The sequence below is a fragment of the Candidatus Symbiopectobacterium sp. NZEC135 genome (assembly GCF_025962695.1).
This window is the reverse complement of the sequence record NZ_JAGFPF010001198.1, coordinates 1-661: the sequence shown is the minus strand read 5'-3', so window position 1 is coordinate 661 and position 661 is coordinate 1. Positions and strand designations below refer to the sequence as shown.

The window sequence follows — 661 nt, the reverse complement described above, 5'->3', positions numbered from 1 at the left end:
ATCAGCGGCCAAAGAGATCAAAACCCTGATTCAAGACAGCGTTAGCCGCGTAGAAACCGGCTCGAAGCTGGTCACCGATGCCGGAGCAACCATCGATGAATTAGTACGTCAGTCGCGCCATGTGGCCGATATGATTGATGAGATTGGTGTCACCACCCGGGAGCAGGGTTCTGGCATCCACCAGATCAATGATGCTATCACCCAACTGGATCAGGTCACGCAACAAAACGCGGCGTTGGTGGAGGAATCCAGCGGGGCGGCGGAGAGCCTGAACGATCAGGCGCGCCATCTGGTCGAACTGATGAGCGCCTTTCAGGTAGAGGGTGGCGCATTCCAGTACCGCGCGTCACCACGTACCTCAGCAACCCCCATAGCGCTGGGATATAAATAACCGCACCACGCTGCGATGTCGCCCTCATCGGCGGCATCGCTCACCGCGACATACCAGAGAAAAAATACCGCCAACGTGATACTGAATCCCCCTTGCGCGAAAGCGTCATTCTTTTTTCTTAAGTCAAATTAAAGGAGTATTTGATTACATCAATAACAAAATCACAAAACAAAAAGAAAATAAATCGGTAACCTATCAGTCAGTATTATTCCCCTTATCTGCACACTTACCTCTTTTTAGCCGTTTATTTTTCCTTAAATATTCCTAATA

1 protein-coding gene is annotated in these 661 nt (G+C 49.6%); it reads left to right on the top strand.

Annotated features, from left to right (window positions below):
* On the top strand, window positions 1-391 hold a 391-nt coding region (locus J5224_RS33315), incomplete at its 5' end, for a methyl-accepting chemotaxis protein (protein WP_264629172.1).
* Between the last annotated feature and the right edge of the window lie 270 nt (window positions 392-661).